We start from the raw sequence: 18,214 nt of genomic DNA, 5'->3' as shown, positions 1-18,214 counted from the left end.
GAGCGGGGCGCCGCAGGACCCACTCCAACGGTTGTCAGGAAGCGTCTCCCATACTCACCGATTTCTTGAATGCTGCCGACAGCCCCTCCGCAACCGAAGCGTCGAACCCGGCCGCGCGCATGCCTTCGATGGCTGCCGCCGTGGTGCCGCGATAGCCGACAAAGGTTTGAACGACCTCATCGGGACATTCGTCGCGGCGCTCCAGCAGGCGACCGGCGCCCGTGATCACCGTGTTGACGGCGCGGCGCGCAATCTCCGCCGGCAGGCCATTTGCGACGGCGTCGCGCATCATGGCGGCGGCGAGCAGTGCCGGGAAAGCCGGTCCGGAACCGGAAGGACCGGTGAGGTAATCGATGTCGCTTTCCCTTGCGACCTCGTCCTCAGATCCGCATGCCTGAAAAAACGCGCGGACGAGTGCCCGGTCGTCTTCGGTGACATCGCGCGCGCCAATCCACGGCGTATAGGACTTGGCGACTTCGGCGGCGGCGTTCGGCAAAGCGCGGATGACGCGACCGGTGTTGTGGCGCTCGGAAAGCGCGTCCAGGCGGATGCCCGCCATGACCGAGATGATGAGCTTGCCGCCGGCATCGACATCAAGAGCATGCCAGTCATCAGGACGGACGGAGAGAAGGATCACGTCCGAACGGTCGGCAAGCGCCTGATTGTCGGTGGTCAGGAAAGAATTCGGGAAGCGGCGCGGCTGCTCACTGCGATGGGAAAGGGAGAGATTTCGAGGTTCGACCAGGCCGGCATCAAGGATCGAGCCGGCGATTGCTCCGCCAAGCCAGCCTCCGCCGCCAATGATACCGATCCTCAAGGAAGCGCTCATCCCGGTCTTCCCTAACCCGGCCTGTAGCCATGCCGGGAGAAGAAGCGATCGAGCTCCCTCTGCTGCGGCACTTCGCCGGTGTAGATCGCGATATATTCGGGAATCCGTTTCATGCGGACGGCGAGTTCCTCCTTGGATTGCATGGAGATATATCCGATCTGCACGAGGTAAGTTGTTCGCGCTCGGACATCCGATGTCGCTTCTGGTAGCCCGAACCGGATAAACATCCGCTTGAGGGCTTCCAGGCGAAGCTGGTCGGCTTGCCGGACCTCGGCGAGAATCTCGTCGGACTGCAGCGCCCAGCTGCGCACGGCGAATTCGAACCTGGCGTCGAACAGATCATTGTTAAGCCAGCAGTCGAAGACGTTGAGCATCGCCTCGGCGAGCGATTCCGCGTAGGCTTCGGACTGCTTGACGATGTTGCCGGTGTTTTTGTCGCGCCACCGCGCCACGAGCCCGGCCAGCAGTTCCTCCCGGTCCTTGAAGAACCAGTAGAAGCTCGTGCGCGAAAGGTTGAGCTTCTTCGCCAGCGGCAGAATTTTCACCGAATCCACGCCGGAATCCAGCAGCGAGTGGTAAGCTGCTTCCAGCCATCCCTCCTGTGATCCGCGCCAGCCAGTGTCGTTCAAAGCCTGATCCATGGGCTATCTCCTATCAAATTGTGAGGCGGCACACAAGAAAAATGTACATCAGTGTCGAAAACAACGACCCGGTTGTTTTCAATGTTGACACATATGTACATTGTGCTTAGCGTTTCCTCTGATGTTTTTAATCCGGAACCACGGCCCATGTCGAACGATCCCCTTCTTCAGCCCTATCAGCTCAAGCATTTGACGCTACGCAACCGTATCATCGTGACCTCCCACGAACCGGCCTATCCGGAAGACGGCATGCCGAAGGAGAGGTATCGCGCCTATACGGTGGAGCGGGCAAAGGGCGGCGTGGCCTTGACGATGACGGCAGGCTCGGCCGCGGTTTCCAGGGACAGCCCGCCGGTTTTCAACAACCTGCTCGCCTATAAGGACGAAATCGTGCCCTGGATCCGGGAAATGACCGACGCCGTGCATGAAGAGGGTGCGGCGATCATGATCCAGCTCACCCATCTCGGCCGGCGCACGCGCTGGGACAAGGGCGACTGGCTGCCGGTCGTGGCCCCGTCGCATCATCGCGAGGCTTCCCACCGCTCCTTCCCGAAGAAGATGGAAGATTGGGACATCGAGCGCATCATCAAGGATTTCGCCGACGCTGCCGAGCGCATGAAGGCGGGCGGCATGGATGGCGTCGAGCTGGAAGCCTACGGCCACCTGATCGACCAGTTCACGTCGCCGCTCACCAACGAGCTCGACGGTCCCTATGGCGGCTCGCTCGATAACCGTTTGCGCTTCTGTCTCGATGTGTTCAAAGCGATCCGGCAAAGGGTGGGGAACGACTTCATTCTGGGCGTGCGCTACACCGCCGACGAATGTCTTCCCGGCGGCACCGGCAAGGGCGATGGCATCGAAATCTCCAAGCGCCTGAAGGCAAGCGGTCTGATCGATTACCTGAACGTCATTCGCGGCCACATCGACACCGACGCAGGACTGACCGACGTGATCCCGATCCAGGGCATGGCGAATTCACCGCATCTCGATTTCGCCGGCGAAATTCGCGCCGCAACCAATTTCCCGACCTTCCATGCGGCGAAAATCCCTGACGTCGCCACCGCGCGCCACGCGATCGCTTCCGGCAAGGTCGACATGATCGGCATGACCCGCGCCCACATGACGGACCCCCATATCGTTCGCAAGATCATCGAAAAGCGGGAAGACGATATTCGTCCCTGCGTCGGCGCCAATTACTGTCTCGATCGCATCTACCAGGGCGGTGCCGCCTTCTGTATCCACAATGCCGCCACCGGCCGCGAACTGACCATGCCGCATATCGTGGCCAAGGCCGAGGCCAAGAAAAAGGTCGTCATCGTCGGCGCCGGCCCGGCCGGTCTGGAAGCGGCGCGCGTCGCCGGAGAACGCGGCCACCAGGTCGTGGTTTTCGAAGCGGCGAACCATCCCGGCGGCCAGATCCGCCTCACCGCCCAAAGCGAGCGCCGCAGGGAGATGATCAGCATCATCGACTGGCGCATGAGCCAGTGCGAGAAATACGACGTCACCTTCCACTTCAACAGCTGGGCGGAAGCCGATACCATCGAGGCCGAGAACCCCGATGTCGTCATCATCGCGACCGGCGGTCTGCCGCATACCGAGGTCCTTGCCAGCGGCAACGAGCTGGTGGTTTCGTCATGGGACATCATCTCCGGCGACGTGAAGCCCGGAACCAATGTGCTGATCTTCGACGATGCCGGCGATCACGCCGGCCTTCAGGCAGCCGAGTTTCTCGCCAAGGCAGGCGCCAAGGTCGAGATCATGACGCCGGACCGGTCCTTCGCGCCGGAGGTCATGGCCATGAACCTGGTGCCTTACATGCGGTCTCTGCAGAAGCATGACGTGACCTTCACCGTTACCTACCGCCTCGAAGCCGTCGAGAAGAGCGGCAACCAGCTCGTCGCCCATGTCGGCAGCGATTACGGCGGGATTTCCAGGCAGCAGAGCTTCGACCAGATCGTCGTCAATCATGGGACCATTCCGCTCGATGAACTCTATTTCGAGCTGAAGCCCAGCTCGAGCAATCTCGGCGAGATGTCGCACGACCAGCTTCTTTCCGGAGAACCCCAGTCGGTCATTCGCAATCCTGATGGCAAATTTCAGCTGTTCCGGATCGGCGATGCGGTCGCCGCACGCAACACGCATGCCGCCGTCTATGACGGGCTGCGCATCGCGAAAGATATCTGATCGCAAGAGCGGGCCGCTCGCCGGCCGATCGTCTCCGGAGGTGATGACATGAGTTTACGCAATGAAAGCCTGCAGATTTTCCTCGATGCGGCTTTCGTGGCTTTCGACCAGTTCGCCGAGGCTCCGGAAGCCCGCCGCTCGATCCGTCAGATTTTTGCAGCGCTGGAGCGCCCGGGAGCCGCGCGTGCGGGAGAGGGAAGCCGATTGCCCGTTTGCGCTCAGCTTGATGTGGCGCTCTCGATCGATACGTCCTATCCTTCGCTGACGAGATTGATCGACGGGTTCAAAGGCATCGAGCCAATGCTTGAATGGCGTCGGCGCACCAAGTATGACCACACGGCCAGCGACAATTTTGTCGATGGGCATGCCAATGCGATGATCATCGGCCCGGGAGGATTGGAGGAGCGGAGCGACCTGTGGATCGGCGTGACGTTGATGGCGCCTCAGGTGCGCTATCCCGACCACGTTCATGCGCCAGAGGAGGTCTACCTCGTACTGTCCGAGGGAGAGTTCCAGCAGGGGGAAGGGGACTGGTTTTCGCCTGGTATCGGCGGATCCTTCTACAATGTCCCCGACATCAAGCATGCCATGAGGTCGCTCGATACGCCGCTCTTCGCCTTCTGGGCATTACTTGCCGAACGGCCAGCAGTTTAGAAATAAAGGGGGGTTGCCCATGAAGATACTCGTCCCAGTCAAACGGGTTGTCGACTACAACGTGAAGATCCGGGTGAAGCCGGACGGCACGGGTGTCGAGCTTGCCAATGTGAAGATGTCGATGAACCCGTTCGACGAGATCTCGGTGGAAGAGGCGCTGCGGCTGAAGGAAGCCGGCAAGTGCGAGGAAGTGGTGGTCGTCTCGATCGGTCCTGCCAAGGCCGAGGAGACGCTGCGTACTGCACTTGCCATGGGCGCCGATCGGGCGATCCTGGTCGAGACCGACGATCAGATCGAGCCGCTCACCGTCGCCAAGATCTTGAAGGCTGTCGCCGATGCCGAACAGCCGGGGCTGATCATCGTCGGCAAGCAGGCGATCGACGACGACAGCAATCAGACCGGCCAGATGCTGGCAGCACTGCTGGGAATTGCCCAGGCGACCTTCGCCTCGAAGATCGAGATCGGGGATGGCAAGGCTCAGGTCACCCGTGAAGTCGATGGCGGCCTGCAGACGATCGAGATCAAGCTGCCGGCTGTTGTGACCACCGACCTGCGCTTGAACGAACCGCGCTATGCCTCGCTGCCTAATATCATGAAGGCGAAGAAGAAGCCGCTCGACAAGAAAACGCCAAGCGACTTCGGTGTCGACACCACGCCGCGCCTCAAGGTGTTGAAGACCGAGGAGCCGTCGGGACGCAAGGCCGGCGTCAAGGTCAAGTCGGTCGCCGAACTGATCGACAAGCTCAAAAACGAAGCCGGCGTGCTGTAATCAGCTTGGAACAGGAGCCATCATCATGACCATTCTTCTTCTGGCTGACCACGACAATGCCAGCCTGTCCGACCAGACCGCCAAGGCGCTGACGGCAGCCGCAAAGATCGGCGGCGACGTGCATGTGCTCGTTGCCGGCAAGGCTGCCAAGCCTGCTGCCGATGCCGCCGCCAAGCTTGCCGGCGTCTCCAAGGTGCTGCTGGCCGAAAGCGATGAACTCGCCAACAATCTGGCCGAGCCGCTGGCCGACCTGATCGTCTCGCTCTCCGCCAACTACGACACTATCCTGTCTGCCGCCACCTCGGTCGGCAAGAACGTGCTGCCGCGCGTCGCCGCTCTGCTCGACGTTGCCCAGGTCTCGGAGATCATCGAGGTGATCTCTGCCGATACCTTCAAGCGGCCGATCTATGCCGGCAATGCCATTCAGACGGTGCAGGCAACCGATGCCAAGAAGGTCATTACCGTGCGCACCGCTTCCTTTGCCTCCGCTCCGGAGGGCGGTTCGGCAGCGATCGAGGCAATTCCGGCGGTTTCCGATCCGGGGCTTTCGACCTTCGTCGGCGATGCGCTGTCGGCCTCCGACCGTCCGGAGCTGACGTCTGCGAAGATCATCATCTCCGGCGGCAGGGCACTCGGCTCTGCGGAAAAATTCAAGGAAGTCATCCTACCGCTTGCCGACAAGCTGGGTGCTGCCGTCGGTGCATCCCGTGCCGCGGTCGATGCCGGCTATGCGCCGAACGACTGGCAGGTCGGCCAGACCGGCAAGGTGGTGGCGCCGCAGCTTTACATTGCCTGCGGCATTTCAGGCGCCATCCAGCATCTGGCCGGCATGAAGGATTCGAAGGTTATCGTCGCCATCAACAAGGACGAGGAGGCGCCGATCTTCCAGGTCGCCGACTACGGACTGGTCGCCGATCTCTTCGATGTTCTGCCGGAATTGCAAAAGGCGCTCTAGCGGGGGAGACCGAACGTGGCGCGCGTCGTGGGACGTCCAATCAAACCTGGTGCCGACCTTCTCCTGAACGATGACGAAAAGCCGGCATACATACGGCTGCACGACATCGGAAGGGAGAGGCGCTCTCGGCCGCTGCAGGAATTCCTCAACGATGTCGGCGGGCTGATGTTGTCGGCGGAGGCTCCTGCCGTCGCCAGTTTCGTCGCTGGCAAGGTCCTCCAGAGGCTGCTCAAGACCGGCAAGGTGCGTCCGGAGGGCGGGCCTCTTCCCGGCGCGCCGGAAGGGCTGGATGACGCCATCGGCCATCTTGCAAAATCGGGACGGAAATACGAGGCGATCGCCGGCCAGTTCCAGAGTCTCGCCGACAAGCTGATCTGGAGACGCGGCCGCTCCGGTCCGTTCGCAAGCCTGAATTTTGGCAATACGCACTCCCATGCCGTCGTGGTCGGTCCCGGCGGCATGGAGGAACGCGCCGATCTCAGGGTCGGCGTGATCTATATGGATCGCTATACAAGATTTCCCGACCATGTTCAGACGCAGCCCCGCGCCTTCATTCTGCTTTCGCCGGGTGAAATCCGTCTTGGCGATTCCCAGTGGTTCTCCGCCGATATCGGCACGGTCTTTGCGAATGACGCCGGCGAATCCTTCGCGATAAGATGCACAGCCCGGCCGCTGCTAGCGGTCTGGTGCCAGGTTGAGCGGGAGAGGTGATGGGGTCCTTGGCGACAATGAGCCTGAGATGAATGAAAAGCGCGAAGGCGAGAGCATGAAATCTCGGCTGTGACGCAGCAGCAGATCGGTGACAAGCCGGCCCCTTCGAAGATGTAGCATCAGAATTCAATTTAAGAGGAAGGATATCAAAATGGACGTTCGCGCCGCCGTTGCCGTTCAGGCAGGAAAACCGCTCGAAGTGATGACAGTGCAGCTGGAAGGGCCGCGGGCCGGCGAAGTGCTGGTCGAGGTCAAGGCGACGGGCATCTGCCACACCGATGATTTCACTTTGTCGGGCGCCGACCCTGAGGGACTCTTCCCGGCGATCCTCGGCCATGAGGGCGCCGGCATCGTCGTCGATGTCGGCCCCGGTGTCACTTCGGTGAAGAAGGGCGACCACGTCATTCCGCTCTACACCCCGGAATGCCGCGAATGCTATTCCTGCACCTCGCGCAAGACCAATCTCTGCACCTCGATCCGCGCGACCCAGGGCCAGGGCGTGATGCCGGACGGCACCTCGCGCTTCTCGATCGGCAAGGACAAGATCCATCACTATATGGGCTGCTCGACCTTTTCGAACTTCACCGTGCTGCCGGAGATCGCCCTTGCCAAGGTCAATCCCGACGCGCCGTTCGACAAGATCTGCTACATCGGCTGCGGTGTCACGACCGGCATCGGCGCTGTCATCAACACCGCCAAGGTGGAGATCGGCGCGACGGCCATCGTTTTCGGGCTCGGCGGTATCGGCCTCAACGTTCTGCAGGGCCTGCGTCTTGCCGGCGCCGACATGATCATCGGCGTCGATATCAACCCTGACCGCAAGGCCTGGGGCGAGAAGTTCGGCATGACGCACTTCGTCAATCCGAAGGAGGTCGGCGACGACATCGTGCCATACCTCGTCAACCTGACCAAGCGCCACGGCGACCTGATCGGCGGCGCCGACTACACCTTCGACTGCACCGGCAACACCAAGGTGATGCGCCAGGCGCTGGAAGCTTCCCACCGCGGCTGGGGCAAGTCCATTATCATCGGCGTTGCCGGCGCCGGCCAGGAAATCTCCACCCGGCCGTTCCAGCTGGTCACCGGCCGCAACTGGATGGGCACCGCCTTCGGCGGCGCCCGCGGCCGCACCGACGTGCCGAAGATCGTCGACTGGTACATGCAAGGCAAGATCCAGATCGATCCGATGATCACCCACACCATGCCGCTCGAAGACATCAACAAGGGCTTCGAGCTGATGCACAAGGGCGAAAGCATCCGCGGCGTGGTCGTGTACTGAGCCATGAAGACGATCTCGACCGAAAATTCTCATGGCGGCACCCAGGGCGTTTACCTCGATCGCTCGGACGCCTGCGACTGCGACATGACCTTTGCGGTCTTCCTGCCGCCGCAGGCCAAAGCACGGAAGCTGCCGGTTCTATGGTACCTTTCCGGTCTGACCTGCACCCATGCGAACGTCATGGAAAAGGGCGAGTATCGGCGTCTGGCCGCAGAACTCGGCATGATCATCGTCTGCCCCGACACCAGTCCGCGGGGCGATGCCGTCCCGGACGAAGCTGGTAATTGGCAGTTCGGCAAGGGGGCCGGCTTCTACGTCGATGCCACCGAGCCGCCATTCGCACAGAACTATCGGATGTACAGCTACGTCGTCGATGAATTGCCGAAGCTTATCGCGGCCGAGTTTCCGGTCGACATGACGCGACAGGGGATCTTCGGTCACTCGATGGGCGGACATGGCGCGATCACGATCGCGCTCAGGAATCCCGGACGCTTCGGCAGCTGCTCGGCCTTCGCGCCGATCAGCCATCCGTCGGTCTCCGGCTGGTCAAAGCCGGCATTCCGGAAATACCTCGGATCGGATGAGACGGCCTGGCGGGCATATGATGCCTGCTCCCTTATCGAAGACGGGCACCGGTTCCCCGAATTCCTCGTCGACCAGGGGACGGGGGATAGCTTCCTGGAGGATGGATTGCGCCCCGAGGAACTCAGGCAAGCCTGCGAGACGGCCGGCATCAGCCTGCGGCTTCGCATGCAGGAAGGCTACGGCCACTCCTACTTCTTCATTTCGACATTCATGGAAGACCATCTGCGTTGGCACGCGCGGAGGTTGGGAGACTGATTGCAGAGCTTGGCCGGGCATATCGCAAACGGCCCAGAAGGGGAGGAGAAACCCATGACCAGCATAGCCATACATCCGGCAGTGGATTCAGGCTTTCGGGCGACTGACGCTGCTTTCGCAGGCGGGACGCTCGTCTGCAAGTGCGCCAGCAACCCCGTGAAGGTCAGGATCAACAGCGACATCGCCCACAATCACGCCTGCGGCTGCACGAAGTGCTGGAAGCCCGAGGGCTTTGTCTTTTCAGTCGTGGCCGTTGCGCCGACCGAAAGCGTCGAAGTTCAGGAGAATGGCGACAAGCTCGCCGTCGTCGATTCCACAGCCTTGATCCAGCGCCACGCCTGCAAGGAATGCGGCGTGCATATGTATGGGCCGGTCGTGCGCGAACATCCGTTCCAGGGATTGTCGTTCGTCCATCCGGAACGCTTTCAGGAAAGCGGCTGGGCGAAGCCGGGTTTTGCGGCCTTCGTGTCGTCGATCATCGAAAGCGGCTTCGACCCCGCGAAGATGGACGCCGTCAGGGCGCAGTTGAGGACGTCCGGCCTCGAGCCTTACGATTGCCTAAACCCTGGCCTGATGGACTACATCGCAACCTGGATGGCCAAGAAGAGCGGCGTCCTGGCCGCGTGACTTGACCCTGGGGAGCGCCGACGCGGCGCTCCCCAGCAAAACCGCCGCTATCCGGATATCGAGATACGCCGTGATGTAGCGCGCCGGCTTGCCGGCGGCCAGGCTTCCGACGCCTGATGATCGAGGTTGATGCGCATAAAAACCGCATCAACCTCGACTGCACAGAAATCCTCACAGACCTGCCACCATAATCCGCTTGGGAAACTCCGCGATGGCCGCCGCCGCGGAACGTCGATCCTGGACAGTGCTTTGAAATGACGCCTGACGCGCACCCGGGGCGCTTTGCTCGGAATCATTGTGTATTTAAGAAATACTAATTGTGTACGCAAAGTACACAATTATTGACTCGCCGCGGGAGGCGTGCCATCTTCACGGCGTAGAGCAACCAGCGGCCGGAGAGCGACGATGGCGAAGACACCGAAGACACCGAAGAGCAATCTCTACGAAGATCTGAAACGGCAGATTCTGACGATGGAGCTGGATCCGGATGCCGATCTGGACGAGGCCAGTTTGAGCGAAAAATACGGCCTCTCCCGGACGCCGGTCCGCGACATATTCCGTCGCCTTGCCGGTGAGGGCTATATCGACATCCGCGAGAACAGGGGCGCGCGGGTCATCCCGATGAACCACTCCACCCTGCGAAATTTCTTTCTTGTTGCGCCGATGATCTACGCGGCGATCGGCCGTCTCGCCGTGCAGAACTTCAAGCCTACTCAGCTTTCAGACCTGAAGCAGACTCAGGAGCGGTTCCGCGCCGCGAGCGAGAACATGGACGCTCTGGCGATGGTCCTCGAGAACAATCGCTTTCACGAAATCTTCGGCGAGATGTCAGGCAACGTCTATCTGCAGCCGAGCCTGGGCCGGCTGCTCATCGACCACGCGCGCATCGGCCACACCTTCTTCCGGCCGAGGAACGAGGACATGAAGCGGCGGCTTCAAGTGGCCGTTGGCCATCATGACAGCTTCATCGATGCGCTCGGCGCTCACGACGAAAATGCAGTCGTCGACCTCGTCTTCGAACACTGGGAATTGTCCCGCGAGAACATGGAAATGTTCATCGCCCCGCAAGGCCTCAAGGCGGACGCCTTCCTCGGCGGCCCCGCCACGCAATTATTGGAGAAATCGTCGTGAAGTTTGAGGGGATCTATACGCCGGCGGTGACGCCGCTCGACCGGAATGGTCAGATCGACAGGGCTGGATTTGCCGCCGTGCTCGAATCGCTGATCGAGGCGGGCGTCCACGGCATCATCGTCGGAGGCTCGACGGGCGAGTACTACGCCCAGAGCAGCCAGGAGCGTTTCGAGCTCGCGGCCTATGCGAGGGAAGTCATCGGCACGCGGCTGCCGCTCATTATCGGAACCGGCGCCACGCGGACCGAAGATTCGGTCGAATACGCAAAGGCGGCGAAGGAAATCGGCGCGGATGCAATCCTGGTGTCGTCACCGCCATACGCGCTGCCGACCGAGCGCGAGAACGCGGTCCACGCCCTGACCGTCGACCGCGCGGCGAACCTGCCGATCATGCTCTACAATTATCCGGCCCGCATGGGCGTGATGATGGGCGAGGAGTATTTCTCCCGCCTCGGCAAGTCCAGGAACGTGATCGCCATCAAGGAAAGCTCCGGCGACATGGGCAATCTGCACCTGCTTGCCCGGAAATTTCCGCATATTACGCTGTCCTGCGGCTGGGACGACCAGGCGCTCGAATTCTTCGCCTGGGGCGCGAAGAGCTGGGTCTGCGCCGGCTCCAATTTCCTCCCGCGCGAACATGTCGCCCTCTATGAGGCCTGCGTCCTCGAAAAGAATTTCGACAAGGGCCGCGCGATCATGATGGCGATGCTGCCGCTCATGGATTTCCTGGAATGCGGGAAGTTCGTTCAATCGATCAAGCACGGATGCGAATTGATCGGGCTGAATGTCGGATCGGTCCGCGCGCCGCTGCGTCCGCTCAACTCCGAAGAAAAGCGAACCCTTCAGACCGTCGTCGCCACGTTGAAGCGCACGGTCGCCCAGATCACCTCGGGAGTAAATCATGCATGAACCCTTGACCGCCTCCGAATACAAGGCGATCGCCGCCGGCCTTCAGTTTCCAACGAATGCTTTCGTCGACGGCGCATTTCGTCCGGCAAATTCCGGGCAGACATTCACCTCGACGAATCCCGCGACGGGCGAGGTTCTCGCCGAGATCGCCGCATGCGACGCCACCGATGTCGACGCCGCCGTCGCCAAGGCAAAGCAAGCCTTCGACGACGGCCGCTGGCGGCTGCGTTCGCCAAGTGAACGCAAGGCAGTGCTCCTCAAGCTCGCCAGGCTGCTGGAGGACAATCGTCACGAACTCGCCGTCATGGAGAGCCTCGACAGCGGCAAGCCGGTCGGCGAATGCCAGACGGTCGATGTTCCCGATACCATTCACACGATCCGTTGGCACGCCGAACTGATCGACAAGCTCTATGACAATACCGCGCCTGTCGGCGCCAACGCACTGACAATGATCGTGCGTGAGCCAGTCGGCGTCGTCGGATGCGTGCTTCCGTGGAATTTTCCGCTTTTGATGCTGGCCTGGAAGATCGGCCCGGCGCTTGCTGCCGGCTGCTCGGTGATCGTCAAGCCTGCACAGGAGACGACGCTCACCACGCTGCGCGTCGCCGAGCTTGCCCATGAAGCGGGCATTCCAGCCGGCGTGTTCAATGTCGTGACCGGCGGCGGCAAGGAGGTCGGCGAGCCGATCGGCATCCACATGGATGTCGATATGGTGGCCTTCACCGGATCGACGCCCACCGGGCGCCGCTTCCTGCGCTATGCAGCGGACTCGAACCTCAAGCGCGTCGTGCTCGAATGCGGCGGCAAGAACCCCGCCGTCGTTCTCGACGATGCCGAAGACCTGGACCTCGTTGCCGAGCAGGTCGTCAACGGCGCCTTCTGGAACATGGGCGAGAACTGCTCGGCCACGTCGCGTCTCATTGTTCATTCCAAGGTCAAGGACGAGCTGCTGAAGCGCATCGGCGCCTATATGCGCGAATGGAAGACGGGCGATCCGCTCGACCCCGCCAACCGCATCGGCGCGCTTGTCAGCAAGGCCCATTTCGAGAAGGTGAAATCCTTCCTCGACGACGCCAGGAAGGAGAAGCTGACGGTCACCCACGGTGGTGAAACGCATGGCGGCATCTTCATCGAACCGACGGTGGTCGAGGGTGTGACGCCTGCCAGCCGTCTTTTCCAGGAAGAGATCTTCGGGCCGGTGCTTTCGGTGACCACCTTCAATTCGCTTGCCGAAGCAATCGCTCTTGCCAATGACACGAATTACGGTCTGACGGCGTCCGTCTATACCGGCAGCCTGAGGAACGCCATCAAGCTCTCGCGCGAGATCCGCGCCGGCGTCGTCACCGTCAACTGCTTCGGCGAAGGCGACGCCAGCACGCCGTTTGGCGGCTACAAGGAGTCCGGCTTCGGCGGCCGCGACAAGTCGGTCTTCGCCCACGATAACTACTGCGAACTGAAGACCATCTGGATCGATGTCTCGGAACGCTCGGTCGATGAGACCATCCGATGACCCGCCATGTGATCAAGCGCTTGCCGATCGACACCGGCGTTTCGGGATGGGAGGCGATTAGCGAACGCGCCTTTCCCGCAACAGCGCTTGAGCACGACATTACCGCGGACTGGCTAATCGTCGGCGGGGGGTTTGCCGGCCTGTCGGCGGCGCGCCGCCTTTCGCAATTGCGCCCTCAGGACAAGATCGTCGTCCTCGATGCTCGCGAAGTCGCCAAGGGACCGGCCGGGAGGAATTCCGGCTTCATGATCGACGTGCCGCACAATCTGTCCTCAGGCGAATATTCTGTGGCCGACGAAGAGGCGACCAGGGACGAGATCAGGCAGAACCGTCTGGCGATTTCCTTCGCAGCCGATGTCGCGGCGGAATACGGCTTGTCCAGGGAAACCTTCGACCCCTCGGGCAAGGTGAATGCGGCTGCCTCCGAGCGGGGGCTCGGGCTTAACGACAACTACAGGAAGTCGCTCGAAAAGATCGGTGAGGAGCATCGCGTTCTCGATGCAGATCAGATGCGGGAGATGACCGGCTCGCGCTATTATCGCGGAGGGCTCTATACGCCGGGCGCCGTGATGATCCAGCCCGCCGACTATATCCGCGGCCTGGCGCGGGGACTTAGTTCAAAGGTCGCCATCCACGAGCATTCGCCGGTGCTGGAGCTTTCGCGCGAGGGCAGGTCCTGGAAGGCGAAATCCGGTCGAGGATCTGTTTCCGCGCCGAAGGTCATTCTGGGCGTGAACGGCCATATTCAAAGCTTCGGCCATTTTCGCGGACGGCTGATGCACATCTTCACCTACGCGTCGATGACATCAGCCTTTTCCCAGAATGAGTTCGGCGGCGATGTGACGGGCGCAGATCGTTGGGCGCTGCTGCCGGCCGACCCGATGGGAGCGACGGTCCGAAAGATCACCACCGATGGTCGTTCGCGAATCGTCATCAGGACGAGGTTTACCTACGACCCGAGCCTCCAGGTGTCGGAGAAGCGGGTCGCCGGCGTGGCGGCCGAGCAGCGTCGGTCGTTCGACGCGCGGTTTCCCGGACTGGAAAGCCTGCCGATGGAATATAGCTGGGCGGGTGCTCTCTGCCTCAGCAGAAACCATGTGCCGGCATTCGGCGAGGTCGAAGAGGGGCTTTTTTCCGCCTGCTGCGAGAATGGTCTCGGCACGGTCAAGAGCACGCTCGCAGGGATGATGGCGGCCGATCTGGCTGCCGGCGTGGGTAGCCCCGAACTCGACCGATACAGGAACCAACCGGAACCGAGCAAAATACCTCCCGAGCCCTTTGCGTGGCTGGGGGTTAATTCGGTTATCCGCTTTCAGGAATTGCGTGCAGGCCGCGAGGGATGATCTCTCGCCGCGCAATATGAAGACTGCCCGCTCGCAGACTTCAATGACAATGGGAACGAAAAACAGGAGTAAGAACAATGAAGACTTTGTGGAAGGCGCTCTGCGCTGCTGCGATGATCGGGGTCAGCATCCTTCCTGCTCGCGCGGAAGAAAAGACGATCACCATGGGTACGATGTCGTGGGAGGACCTGACGCCCATCACCGGTATCACCAAGAAGGTTCTCGAAGACGCCGGCTATACGGTCAAGGTGACCGAGTTCTCCGAATGGGGCATCGCCTATGCCGCTCTCTCCAAGGGTGACATCCAGGTTCTCACCTCGCAGACGGACTATGTTGCGCAGGACTACTGGGACAAGAACAAGAACCGCCTCGAAAAGATTTCGCCCGTTTCGCACGGCCTCTACCAGGGCGTTGCCGTTCCTAAATATGTCCCGATCGACTCGCTGGAACAGCTCAACGAAAACGCCGACAAGTTCAGCGGCAAGATCATCGGTATCGAACCGGGTTCCGGCCTGATGCGCGATACCTCGAACGCGGTCAAGGATTACGGCCTCAAGCTCCAGCTCGTCGAGGGCAGCACCGCCGCGATGACGGCGGCGCTGAAGTCCGCCTATGATCGCAAGGAGTGGATTGCGGTAACGATCTGGGAGCCGTCCTGGATGGTCCAGAAGTACGAGGTCAAGTACCTCAAGGATCCGAAGGGCGTATTCCCGCCGCCGCAGAGCTACTACTGGATCGGCCACAAGGGCTTCTCTGCAGAGAACCCGCATGCGCGCGAAGTGATGGCCAGCGTCTACGTGCCGATCGCCGACATCACCGCCATCAACGGCGCGGTCAATGAAGGCAAGACCATGGACCAGGCCGTGCAGGATTGGATCGGCGCCCATGCCGACCTGATCAAGCGCTGGGAAAACATCAAGAAGAACTAAACGCGTCGTGGCCGTCCGATCCGTCGGGCGGCCACCCTGAAACCTAATGAAGAAGCCAGCGCTGAATGGCTCAATGGGGATCGCTATGAAAACCATAAATGCCGATATCGATGACGTCCTCATCGACTGCCAATCCCTTTGGAAAGTCTTCGGTGACAAGTCCGTTGCGGCAATGAAGTCGATCAAAGAGCGCGGCCTCGGCAAAAAAGAGGTCCTGAAGGAGTTCAACTGCGTCGTCGGCGTGTCCGACGCGAGCATTGAGGTCCGGCGCGGCGAAATCTTCTGCATCATGGGCTTGTCGGGAAGCGGAAAATCGACGCTGATCCGCCTTCTCAACAAGCTGATTACGCCGAGCTCCGGCAAGGTCCTCGTCAAGGGACGCGACCTCGCCGCCCTGTCGCCGGTCGATCTCCGGCAGATGCGCGCCAGGAACATCGGCATGGTGTTTCAAAGCGTCGCTCTGTTGCCGCATCGGACAGTCCTGGAAAATGCGGCCTTCGGCCTGGAGGTTCAGGGAATTGCCAAGCCGGAGCGAAACAAGACCGCCATTGCAGCGCTCGAGAAGGTCGGCCTCGCCGACTGGGTGAGCCGATATCCGAACGAGCTTTCCGGCGGCATGCAGCAACGCGTCGGGCTGGCCCGCGCGCTCGCTTCCGACCCCGAGATCATTCTGATGGACGAGCCGTTCAGCGCTCTCGATCCACTCATCCGGCGCCAGCTTCAGGACGAATTCCGGCAACTGACGAAGGCCTTGGGCAAGTCCGCGGTCTTCATCACCCATGATCTCGACGAGGCGATCCGGATCGGCGATCGCATTGCGATCATGAAGGACGGCGTCATTATCCAGACCGGCACGGCCGAGGAGATCATCCTCAACCCCGCGGATGCCTATGTCGCCGAATTCGTCGCCGGCATATCCCGCCTTCATCTGATCAAGGCGCATTCCGTCATGCGCAGCGTCGCCGAATTCCAGCAAAGCGCGCCGAATTCCGACATCGCGTCGCTGGCGCGCACGACGCCGGACGCCGACATCGACGAACTCATCACATTGACGATGCAGTCGGAGCGCGATGCCATCGCCGTCGTCGACAATGATCAGATCGTCGGCGTGGTGACGCCGCGCAGCCTGCTGATGGGCGTCAAAGGAACCTCCACCCACGATCTCACGGCGGCGTCCCACAACTGGAGCTGATTGACATGGATAGTTCAGGCTTCACCGATCTTTTTGATGAATGGACGGACTCGGCGCTCGAGTGGGTGAGCGACAACGGCGAATTCCTTTTCGATTCCATCAGGCAGCTTCTCGAAGGGCTCTATGACGGGATCCTCTGGCTCCTGCAGCTTCCGCCTTTCTACCTGGTCGCGCTGATCGTGGCGCTCATCGGCTGGCGGCTGGTCAATGTCTGGTTCGCTCTGCTGAGCGGCGCAGCACTGGCGCTTTGTTTTTCCATGGGCCTCTGGCCGGAGACGATGAGCACCCTGGCGCTGGTATTGACCGCGACCGCACTCGCCCTGGCGATCGGTATCCCGATCGGTATTGCCGCCGGCTTCTTCACCTTGCTCGATCGATTCATTGAGCCCGGCCTGGATCTTATCCAGACGCTTCCGCCATACATCTACCTGCTGCCGGCGATCGCCCTGCTCGGCTACGGACCGGCGACGGCACTGATTGCGACGGTGATCGTCGCCGTGCCGCCGGCGATCCGCCTGACCTCTCTCGGTATCCGGATGACGCCCAAGGAGTTCATCGAACTCGGAGAGGCGCTCGGGATGACGCCGGCGAAGATGTTCTTCAAGATCCGCCTTCCCTTTGCGCTGCCGAGCATCATGGCAGGCATAAACCAGAGCCTGATGATGGCCTTCGGCATGGTCGTCATCGCCGGCATCGTCGGCTCCGGCGGGCTCGGCGAGACGATCTATGGCGCGATCAGAACGCTCGACATCGCGACCTCTATCAATGGAGCGATCGCCATCGTGGTACTGACCATGGTGCTTGACCGGATAACCCAGAGCGCAGCTCGCTTGGGAACGGGGAGGAAGTCATGAACCCATCCATCCTGCAGTTTTCGCCCGGCGCTTTCCTGGCGCCGTCAGTCGATTGGCTCAACACCAACCTGCATCCGCTGTTTGCGGCGATCAGCTATCTGATCGAAGCAGTCCTTTCTGGATTCGAGGCGCTCCTCCTCTTTGTGCCGCCCTATGGGCTTATCGCGATGGTCGTCGTCCTGGCATTCGTCGCCGTCGGTCTGCGCGCCGCGATCCTTGCGGGGCTTTGCCTGGGGTTCTGTCTGCTCATGGGGCTGTGGACGGCATCGATGCAGACCCTCTCTCTGGTCACTGTCGCGGTTCTGATCTCCGTGCTCATCGCCTTTCCGATCGGCGTCCTGTGCTCGCGCCACAAGACATTGGAGGCGATGGTTCGTCCGGTTCTCGACGTGATGCAGACCGTGCCGCCGTGGGTCTATCTCATTCCTGCAGTGATGATCTTCAGCCTTGGACGCGTGCCGGCAATCATCGCCACCATCGTTTATGGCATTCCGCCGATGCTCCGCCTGACCACGCTGGCGTTCAACCAGGTGCCGAGAGAATTCGTGGAACTCGGCAGCGCCATCGGCGCGCCGCCTCGTTCGGTGCTTTGGAAGATCGAGATCCCCTTGGCCAGGCAGACGCTCCTGGTTGGGCTCAACCAGTGCATCCTTCTGTCGCTGGCGATGGTCGTATTGGCCGGGCTCGTCGGCGCCGGCGGTCTCGGCGCGGAGGTGACGCGCGGCCTGACGCGCATGGAGATGGGGCTTGGCCTCAGGGCGGGGCTGGCGATCGTCGCAGTCGCCCTTCTGCTCGACCGGCTGTCCCGCGGCCTGCTCGACCGTGGCAGGCTGCCGAAGACGAGATGAGCAAGGACAT

18 protein-coding genes are annotated in these 18,214 nt (G+C 61.4%); 16 read left to right on the top strand and 2 right to left on the bottom strand.

Going from position 1 to position 18,214, the window contains the following annotated elements; genetic code table 11:
* Positions 1-34 precede the first annotated feature (34 nt).
* Both OLZ32_RS24330 and OLZ32_RS24325 read right to left on the bottom strand, forming a co-directional pair.
* On the bottom strand, positions 35-829 hold the full coding sequence (locus tag OLZ32_RS24330; RefSeq protein WP_264399616.1) for a pyrroline-5-carboxylate reductase family protein: 795 nt from the start codon (positions 827-829) through the stop codon (positions 35-37).
* An 11-nt stretch (positions 830-840) separates the two neighbouring features.
* Positions 841-1,470: a TetR/AcrR family transcriptional regulator gene (locus OLZ32_RS24325; protein WP_171376838.1), complete on the bottom strand. Its 630-nt coding sequence runs from the start codon at positions 1,468-1,470 to the stop codon at positions 841-843.
* A 147-nt stretch (positions 1,471-1,617) separates the two neighbouring features.
* On the opposite strand from OLZ32_RS24325, the gene OLZ32_RS24320 reads away from it, so the two are divergent.
* The 16 genes from OLZ32_RS24320 (at position 1,618) to OLZ32_RS24245 (ending at position 18,204) form a co-directional block, all read left to right on the top strand.
* Positions 1,618-3,654, top strand: coding sequence for an NADH:flavin oxidoreductase (locus tag OLZ32_RS24320; RefSeq protein ID WP_264399617.1), 2,037 nt, complete (start codon positions 1,618-1,620; stop codon positions 3,652-3,654).
* 48 nt (positions 3,655-3,702) lie between these two features.
* Entirely contained in the window at positions 3,703-4,308 is a 606-nt protein-coding gene (locus tag OLZ32_RS24315) for a dimethylsulfoniopropionate lyase (protein WP_264399618.1), read from the top strand.
* 19 nt (positions 4,309-4,327) lie between these two features.
* On the top strand, positions 4,328-5,077 hold the full coding sequence (locus OLZ32_RS24310; protein WP_264423232.1) for an electron transfer flavoprotein subunit beta/FixA family protein: 750 nt from the start codon (positions 4,328-4,330) through the stop codon (positions 5,075-5,077).
* A gap of 25 nt (positions 5,078-5,102) precedes the next feature.
* Positions 5,103-6,032 (top strand): electron transfer flavoprotein subunit alpha/FixB family protein, encoded by a 930-nt coding sequence (locus OLZ32_RS24305; RefSeq protein WP_264423230.1) that lies wholly within the window; start codon positions 5,103-5,105, stop codon positions 6,030-6,032.
* Positions 6,033-6,047: 15 nt separating this feature from the next.
* Positions 6,048-6,743 carry a dimethylsulfoniopropionate lyase gene (locus OLZ32_RS24300; RefSeq protein ID WP_264399988.1) on the top strand — a complete coding sequence of 232 codons (696 nt, stop codon included), beginning with the start codon at positions 6,048-6,050 and terminating at the stop codon, positions 6,741-6,743.
* A 151-nt stretch (positions 6,744-6,894) separates the two neighbouring features.
* Positions 6,895-8,022, top strand: coding sequence for an S-(hydroxymethyl)glutathione dehydrogenase/class III alcohol dehydrogenase (locus OLZ32_RS24295; RefSeq protein WP_027664589.1), 1,128 nt, complete (start codon positions 6,895-6,897; stop codon positions 8,020-8,022).
* A gap of 3 nt (positions 8,023-8,025) precedes the next feature.
* Entirely contained in the window at positions 8,026-8,862 is an 837-nt protein-coding gene (gene fghA, locus OLZ32_RS24290) for an S-formylglutathione hydrolase (protein ID WP_264399987.1), read from the top strand.
* Between the two features lie 54 nt (positions 8,863-8,916).
* Positions 8,917-9,489, top strand: coding sequence for an S-(hydroxymethyl)glutathione synthase (gfa, locus tag OLZ32_RS24285; RefSeq protein WP_264399986.1), 573 nt, complete (start codon positions 8,917-8,919; stop codon positions 9,487-9,489).
* Between the two features lie 405 nt (positions 9,490-9,894).
* Complete coding sequence (locus OLZ32_RS24280) at positions 9,895-10,620, top strand: GntR family transcriptional regulator (RefSeq protein ID WP_264399985.1); 726 nt, start codon at positions 9,895-9,897, stop codon at positions 10,618-10,620.
* Positions 10,617-11,528: a dihydrodipicolinate synthase family protein gene (locus tag OLZ32_RS24275; protein WP_264399984.1), complete on the top strand. Its 912-nt coding sequence runs from the start codon at positions 10,617-10,619 to the stop codon at positions 11,526-11,528. Before OLZ32_RS24280 ends, OLZ32_RS24275 begins: the two co-directional genes overlap by 4 nt.
* Positions 11,521-13,038, top strand: coding sequence for an aldehyde dehydrogenase (locus tag OLZ32_RS24270; protein ID WP_264399983.1), 1,518 nt, complete (start codon positions 11,521-11,523; stop codon positions 13,036-13,038). Before OLZ32_RS24275 ends, OLZ32_RS24270 begins: the two co-directional genes overlap by 8 nt.
* The gene (locus OLZ32_RS24265) at positions 13,035-14,381 is read left to right on the top strand and encodes an NAD(P)/FAD-dependent oxidoreductase (RefSeq protein ID WP_264399982.1); all 1,347 of its coding nucleotides are present in this window, start codon (positions 13,035-13,037) and stop codon (positions 14,379-14,381) included. The genes OLZ32_RS24270 and OLZ32_RS24265 overlap by 4 nt, the downstream gene beginning before the upstream one ends.
* 77 nt (positions 14,382-14,458) lie before the next feature.
* Positions 14,459-15,310 carry a glycine betaine ABC transporter substrate-binding protein gene (locus OLZ32_RS24260; protein WP_264399981.1) on the top strand — a complete coding sequence of 284 codons (852 nt, stop codon included), beginning with the start codon at positions 14,459-14,461 and terminating at the stop codon, positions 15,308-15,310.
* A 46-nt stretch (positions 15,311-15,356) separates the two neighbouring features.
* The gene (locus OLZ32_RS24255; protein WP_032988137.1) at positions 15,357-16,502 is read left to right on the top strand and encodes a quaternary amine ABC transporter ATP-binding protein; all 1,146 of its coding nucleotides are present in this window, start codon (positions 15,357-15,359) and stop codon (positions 16,500-16,502) included.
* A 5-nt stretch (positions 16,503-16,507) separates the two neighbouring features.
* Complete coding sequence (locus OLZ32_RS24250; RefSeq protein WP_264399980.1) at positions 16,508-17,356, top strand: ABC transporter permease; 849 nt, start codon at positions 16,508-16,510, stop codon at positions 17,354-17,356.
* Positions 17,353-18,204, top strand: a complete 852-nt coding sequence (locus OLZ32_RS24245; protein ID WP_003551053.1) for an ABC transporter permease — start codon at positions 17,353-17,355, stop codon at positions 18,202-18,204. The genes OLZ32_RS24250 and OLZ32_RS24245 overlap by 4 nt, the downstream gene beginning before the upstream one ends.
* The last annotated feature ends 10 nt before the right edge of the window (positions 18,205-18,214 follow it).

This window comes from Rhizobium acaciae (assembly GCF_025941625.1).
Taxonomy (GTDB): Bacteria; Pseudomonadota; Alphaproteobacteria; order Rhizobiales; family Rhizobiaceae; genus Rhizobium; species Rhizobium acaciae.
The sequence above is the reverse complement of the archived record's forward strand: the minus strand, read 5'-3'. Positions and strand labels throughout refer to the sequence as shown.

Bases quoted from the DNA above. Each gene is read 5' to 3' on its own strand.
- OLZ32_RS24295 (WP_027664589.1), top strand. From the start codon at position 6,895: ATGGACGTTCGCGCCGCCGTTGCCGTTCAGGCAGGAAAACCGCTCGAA.
- OLZ32_RS24280 (WP_264399985.1), top strand. From the start codon at position 9,895: ATGGCGAAGACACCGAAGACACCGAAGAGCAATCTCTACGAAGATCTG.
- OLZ32_RS24245 (WP_003551053.1), top strand. From the start codon at position 17,353: ATGAACCCATCCATCCTGCAGTTTTCGCCCGGCGCTTTCCTGGCGCCG.
- OLZ32_RS24320 (WP_264399617.1), top strand. From the start codon at position 1,618: ATGTCGAACGATCCCCTTCTTCAGCCCTATCAGCTCAAGCATTTGACG.
- OLZ32_RS24315 (WP_264399618.1), top strand. From the start codon at position 3,703: ATGAGTTTACGCAATGAAAGCCTGCAGATTTTCCTCGATGCGGCTTTC.
- OLZ32_RS24260 (WP_264399981.1), top strand. From the start codon at position 14,459: ATGAAGACTTTGTGGAAGGCGCTCTGCGCTGCTGCGATGATCGGGGTC.
- OLZ32_RS24265 (WP_264399982.1), top strand. From the start codon at position 13,035: ATGACCCGCCATGTGATCAAGCGCTTGCCGATCGACACCGGCGTTTCG.
- OLZ32_RS24330 (WP_264399616.1), bottom strand. From the start codon at position 829: ATGAGCGCTTCCTTGAGGATCGGTATCATTGGCGGCGGAGGCTGGCTT.
- OLZ32_RS24255 (WP_032988137.1), top strand. From the start codon at position 15,357: ATGAAGAAGCCAGCGCTGAATGGCTCAATGGGGATCGCTATGAAAACC.
- OLZ32_RS24270 (WP_264399983.1), top strand. From the start codon at position 11,521: ATGCATGAACCCTTGACCGCCTCCGAATACAAGGCGATCGCCGCCGGC.
- OLZ32_RS24305 (WP_264423230.1), top strand. From the start codon at position 5,103: ATGACCATTCTTCTTCTGGCTGACCACGACAATGCCAGCCTGTCCGAC.
- fghA (WP_264399987.1), top strand. From the start codon at position 8,026: ATGAAGACGATCTCGACCGAAAATTCTCATGGCGGCACCCAGGGCGTT.
- OLZ32_RS24310 (WP_264423232.1), top strand. From the start codon at position 4,328: ATGAAGATACTCGTCCCAGTCAAACGGGTTGTCGACTACAACGTGAAG.
- gfa (WP_264399986.1), top strand. From the start codon at position 8,917: ATGACCAGCATAGCCATACATCCGGCAGTGGATTCAGGCTTTCGGGCG.
- OLZ32_RS24250 (WP_264399980.1), top strand. From the start codon at position 16,508: ATGGATAGTTCAGGCTTCACCGATCTTTTTGATGAATGGACGGACTCG.
- OLZ32_RS24325 (WP_171376838.1), bottom strand. From the start codon at position 1,470: ATGGATCAGGCTTTGAACGACACTGGCTGGCGCGGATCACAGGAGGGA.